The 5,737-nt window shown below is 66.6% G+C and carries 2 protein-coding genes and 3 pseudogenes; all 5 read left to right on the top strand.

Annotated features, from left to right (window positions below; translation table 11 throughout):
* Window positions 1-138 (top strand): annotated as a pseudogene (locus KZA10_RS06705) (chromosomal replication initiator protein DnaA); the annotation flags it as partial.
* Window positions 129-320 (top strand): annotated as a pseudogene (locus KZA10_RS06700) (DUF3710 domain-containing protein); the annotation flags it as partial. The pseudogenes KZA10_RS06705 and KZA10_RS06700, both read left to right, overlap by 10 nt.
* Complete coding sequence (locus KZA10_RS06695) at window positions 317-1,051, top strand: DUF3159 domain-containing protein (protein WP_055867918.1); 735 nt, start codon at window positions 317-319, stop codon at window positions 1,049-1,051. The pseudogene KZA10_RS06700 and the gene KZA10_RS06695, both read left to right, overlap by 4 nt.
* A 153-nt stretch (window positions 1,052-1,204) precedes the next feature.
* Window positions 1,205-4,039 (top strand): aconitate hydratase, encoded by a 2,835-nt coding sequence (locus tag KZA10_RS06690; protein ID WP_308289606.1) that lies wholly within the window; start codon window positions 1,205-1,207, stop codon window positions 4,037-4,039.
* Window positions 4,040-4,207: 168 nt separating this feature from the next.
* Window positions 4,208-5,047: pseudogene (locus KZA10_RS06685) on the top strand (1-deoxy-D-xylulose-5-phosphate synthase N-terminal domain-containing protein); the annotation flags it as partial.
* Window positions 5,048-5,737 lie beyond the last annotated feature (690 nt).

Genomic DNA, 5,737 nt, shown 5'->3' with positions numbered 1-5,737 from the left:
ATCGCGATCCTTCGCAAGAAGGCACAGAGCGAGGCGCTCCACATCCCCGACGAGGTCCTCGAGTACATCGCGACCGTAGTGTCGTCGAACATCCGCGAGCTCGAGGGCGCACTCATCCGTGTGTCGGTCGCTTCATCGGCATCGACGGTCCTCGCTGGTTCCTCCGCGGTGTGATCGGTGGCGCCGGAGCCTCCGACCCGGATGAGGCCGCGAAGGTCGAAGACCTCTTCCGTTCGATCGTGGTCGTCCGTGGCGGATCCCCCATGCCTCCGCGCGACCTGATCCCGCTCAAGATGCCGGCGACCCCGGGTTCCGCGTGAGCGCTCCCGAGCCCGGACCCGAACGAGACAAGAGCACCTCCGAGATTCTCGGGCAGGCTCTCGGAGGTGCCGCGCGTCGCGCCGGCCTCGACCCCGCCGAGAGCTCGAGCACGCACAAGGTGGTCTGGTCCGCGATGGGCGGATGGCGCGGCATCCTCGAGTCGGTGCTGCCCAGCCTCGCGTTCGTGATCATCTTCACGATCCGCCCGGAGCCGCTGATCCTCTCGCTCGGGATCTCGGTCGGTCTCGCGGCGGTCTTCACGATCATCCGGCTCGCTCAGAAGTCACCGCCCTCGGCAGCCCTCGGCGGTCTCGTCGCCGCGGGTGCGGCTGCGGCGCTGGCGCTGTGGACCGGACGCGGCGCTGACAACTTCGTCCCCGGACTCATCACGAACGCGGTCTACGGATCGGTGATCCTGGTCTCCGCTCTGATCGGGTGGTCGCTGATCGGCCTCGCGGTCGGATTCCTGATGGGGGAGGGCACCACCTGGCGCAATGATCGCCGCAAGCGTCGTGCCTACTTCTGGCTCGGGATCGCCTGGGCCGCGCTGTTCTTCGCGCGTCTGGCCGTGCAGCTGCCTCTTTATCTCGCCGGAGATGTCACAGCGCTCGGCACCCTCAAGCTCATCATGGGCCTGCCCCTCTTCGCGCCGCTGATCGCCGTCACCTGGCTCGTCGTTCGCGCTCTCCACCCGCGCGAGCCCGCGAGCGAGGATGCTCCGGAGGCGTGATAGATTTATCTTGACATCAAGATAAATCGCAGGCTTTCGCCGGTGAGCTGCGCGGAGCAGACTGGTTAGGGCCGCCTTGCTAGCCGCAGGGGCTCGCTGGCGAGCAAGATGGAGGCGCCTGTCGCTCCCATCCGAATAGAAGGAGACGGATCCGTGTCCACGGTGAACAGCTTCGGTGCCAAGAGCACCCTGACAGTCGGCAGCACCGACTACGAGATCTTCCGCATCGACACGGTGCCCGGTTTCGAGAAGCTCCCCTTCAGTCTCAAGGTTCTCCTCGAGAACCTGCTTCGCACCGAGGACGGCGCGAATGTGACGAAGGCACAGATCGAGGCGCTGGGTTCGTGGGATGCCGCGGCCGAGCCGAACACCGAGATCCAGTTCACGCCGGCCCGTGTGGTCATGCAGGACTTCACCGGTGTGCCCTGCATCGTCGACCTCGCCACCATGCGCGAGGCCGTGACGGCGCTCGGCGGTGACGCGAACAAGATCAACCCGCTCTCGCCCGCTGAGATGGTCATCGACCACTCCGTGATCGCCGACCTGTTCGGCTCGGAGAACGCGCTCGAGCGCAACGTCGAGATCGAGTACGAGCGCAACGGCGAGCGTTACCAGTTCCTGCGCTGGGGTCAGACCGCATTCAGCGACTTCAAGGTCGTCCCGCCCGGGACCGGCATCGTCCACCAGGTGAACATCGAGCACCTGGCCAAGGTCATCTACGACCGCAACGTCGACGGCGTGCTCCGCGCATACCCCGACACCTGTGTCGGCACCGACTCGCACACCACCATGGTCAACGGCCTCGGTGTGCTGGGCTGGGGCGTCGGCGGTATCGAGGCCGAGGCGGCCATGCTCGGCCAGCCCGTGTCGATGCTCATCCCGCGCGTCGTCGGCTTCAAGCTCTCCGGCGAGATCCCCGCCGGGGTTACCGCGACCGACGTCGTGCTCACGATCACCGACCTGCTGCGCAAGCACGGTGTGGTCGGCAAGTTCGTCGAGTTCTACGGTGAGGGCGTCGCCTCGGTGCCGCTCGCCAACCGCGCGACCATCGGCAACATGTCCCCGGAGTTCGGCTCCACCGCCGCGATCTTCCCGATCGACGACGTCACCCTCGAGTACCTGCGCCTCACCGGCCGCAGCGAAGAGGCCGTCGCGCTGGTCGAGGCGTACGCCAAGGAGCAGAAGCTCTGGCACGACGCCGCGCACGAGCCCACCTTCAGCGAGTACCTCGAGCTCGATCTCGGCACCGTCGTGCCCTCGATCGCCGGCCCGAAGCGCCCGCAGGACCGCATCCTCCTCTCCGAGGCGAAGTCGCAGTTCGAGCAGGACATCCTGAGCTACGCCTCGCCGTCCACCTCGGATTCGATCGTCGACCTCGAGTCGAAGCACTCGTTCCCGGCGTCCGACCCCGGTCAGGCCCCCGGCGACGAGGAGCCGACCACGCGTCCGGTGCACATCAACAGCGGTGCCCCGGCGAACGCCTCGAAGCCCGTGCCGGTCACGACGCCGTCGGGGGAGGAGTACATCCTCGACAACGGTGCCGTCACGCTCGCGGCCATCACCTCGTGCACCAACACGTCGAACCCGTCGGTGATGATCGCTGCCGGTCTCGTCGCACGCAAGGCGCTCGCGAAGGGCCTGAAGCAGAAGCCGTGGGTCAAGACCACGCTCGGCCCCGGCTCGAAGGTCGTCACCGACTACTACGAGAAGTCCGGACTCGACAAGGACCTCGAGGGCCTTGGGTTCTACACCGTCGGCTACGGCTGCACGATCTGCATCGGCAACTCGGGTCCGCTGATCGAAGAGGTGTCCGAGGCGATCAACTCGCACGACCTCGCCGTCACGGCGGTGCTCTCGGGCAACCGCAACTTCGAGGGGCGCATCAGCCCCGACGTGAAGATGAACTACCTCGCCAGCCCGCCGCTGGTCATCGCGTATGCGCTGGCCGGGTCGATGCACTTCGACTTCGAGAACGACGCGCTCGGCAAGGGCACCGATGGGGAAGACGTCTTCCTCAAGGACATCTGGCCGACACCGGCAGAGGTGCAGGAGCTCGTCGACTCCTCGATCTCGCGTGAGCAGTTCATCAAGCAGTACGCGACGGTCTTCGACGGTGACGAGCGCTGGCGCAGCCTGCCCACTCCGGACGACGACATCTTCCAGTGGGACGAGAACTCGACCTACGTGCGCAAGGCGCCGTACTTCGAGGGCATGACGATGGAGCTCACCCCGGTGAAGGACATCGAGGGTGCACGCGTCATGGCGACCCTCGGCGACTCGGTGACCACCGACCACATCTCGCCCGCCGGCAACATCAAGGCCGGCACGCCTGCGGCCCAGTACCTCACGGAGCACGGCGTCGACCGCAAGGACTTCAACTCCTTCGGCTCGCGTCGAGGCAACCACGAGGTCATGATCCGCGGAACCTTCGCCAACATCCGTCTGAAGAACGCGATGGTCGCGGCCGTCAACGACGGACAGGTGGTCGAGGGCGGCTACACGCGTGACTTCACTCTGCCGGGCGGCCCGCAGTCGTACATCTACGACGCAAGCATGAACTACCAGGCAGAGGGCACGCCCCTGGTCATCTTCGGCGGCAAGGAGTACGGCTCCGGTTCGTCGCGTGACTGGGCGGCCAAGGGCACGAGCCTGCTGGGCGTCAAGGCGGTCATCACCGAGAGCTTCGAGCGCATCCACCGCTCGAACCTGATCGGCATGGGCGTCGTCCCGCTGCAGTTCCCCGCCGGCGAGAGCTGGGAGTCGCTGGGCCTCGACGGCACCGAGATCGTCTCGATCTCGGGTCTGGAAGAGCTCAACAACGGCGTCACGCCCAAGACGGTCAAGGTCACGGCGATCCCGAGCGAGAACTCGCCCGAGGGCAAGCAGCCGGTCGAGTTCGACGCGGTCGTCCGCATCGACACCCCCGGCGAGGCCGACTACTACCGCAACGGCGGCATCCTGCAGTACGTGCTGCGTTCGCTGGTCTGATCGCACAGATGAGGGGGCTCGGATCTTCGGATCCGAGCCCCCTCATCGCGTCATCCCTTCCTGTCAAGGGGGCGGCGCCCTCCGGGTTTTCCCGGAGTCTCGGGGTAGGATCTAGAGACGTCCGCACCCTCGTCGGGCGCTTGTGACGGAGCCTGTGAGGAGGTGCAGATGCCCATTCTTCCGAGCATCTCAGGACCCCGTGATCTGGATGCGCTCTCGACAGAGCAGCTGGCGGAGCTCGCCGCGGAGATCCGCGAGTTCCTGGTCGAGAACGTGTCCCGTACGGGCGGCCATCTGGGGCCCAACCTCGGTGTCGTCGAGCTGACGATCGCTCTGCACCGTGTGTTCTCCTCCCCGGACGATCCCTTCATCTTCGACACCGGACATCAGTCCTACGTGCACAAGCTCCTCACCGGGCGCCAGGACTTCTCCGCGCTGCGTCTCCGAGGCGGCCTCGCCGGCTATCCGCAGCGGGGGGAGAGCCCCCACGACGTCGTGGAGTCCTCGCACGCCTCCAGCTCGCTCAGCTGGGCCGACGGCATCTCGCGGGCGCTGACGGCGACCGGACGCGCGGACCGTCACGTGGTCGCGGTCGTCGGCGACGGCGCACTCACCGGTGGCATGACCTGGGAGGCGTTGAACAACATCTCCGACGACAACGACCGCAACCTGGTCATCGTCGTCAACGACAACGGGCGCTCGTATGCACCGACGATCGGGGGCATGTCGCGGTACCTCAACCGCGTGCGCACGGCAGCGGCCTACAAGGACCTCCACCAGCGCTCCGACCGCCTCTTCCGGGCGTTCGGTCCCGTGGGGCGTGCGGTGTTCCGCGGCGTCCGTGGAGGCACGCACGGCTTCCTCTCACGTTTCACGAACAACGAGGCCCTCTACTCGAACCTCGACATCAAGTATCTCGGCCCGGTGGACGGACACGACCTGCCTGCGCTCCTGGAGACGCTAGAGCTGGCGAAGTCCTACGGGGCCCCTGTCATCGTCCACACGATCAGGCGCGGGTGCGCCTCTACGGGAAGAGACGCATGAGAGCGCCTCTCATCACGCGACTTCTCCATTCTCTCGCGAATCTCCCAGGGAAGCCACCCTCTCCGCGAACTCCAAGCCGATGCCCGGGGTCGCGCGAGGTGCCTCCGGCGGTGTCTGCGGACGGTATCCGAAACTCCTTCGAAGATTTTCGAGAAGTCGCGTAATGAATCGGAAGGGGCGTCGTCTCATCCCATAGAGACAGCCGTGTGGATCCCACCGGGGGGCGGGATCCAGGCACTGGTGCGGGGGGTATTCGCGCCGGTCGGGCGGGTCGGGAGCCTCGGGGGAGGAGAGCCCGGCCGCCCGTCTCACGAGGGGGAACGAGGCCGCCGATCTGGGGAACGGCGGCCTCCCACACGTTTCGATCCGAGGATCGGGATGAGTTCTCGAAAGATTTTCGAGAAGTCGCGTAATGAATCGGGATGAGCATCGTCTCATCCCATAGAGACAGCCGTGAGGATCCCACCGGGGGGCGGGATCCAGGCACTGGTGCGGGGGTATTCGCGCCGGTCGGGCGGGTCGGGAGCCTCGGGGGAGGAGAGCCCGGCCGCCCGTCTCACGAGGGGGAACGAGGCCGCCGATCTGGGGAACGGCGGCCTCCCGCCCCATCACACACGTATGACCGGAGAGCGCAGAGCTGCGCGTCGCGCGCGG

Source organism: Microbacterium sp. BF1 (assembly GCF_019279095.1).
Lineage (GTDB): Bacteria > Actinomycetota > Actinomycetes > Actinomycetales > Microbacteriaceae > Microbacterium > Microbacterium maritypicum.
This window is presented reverse-complemented; position numbering and strand designations above follow the sequence as displayed.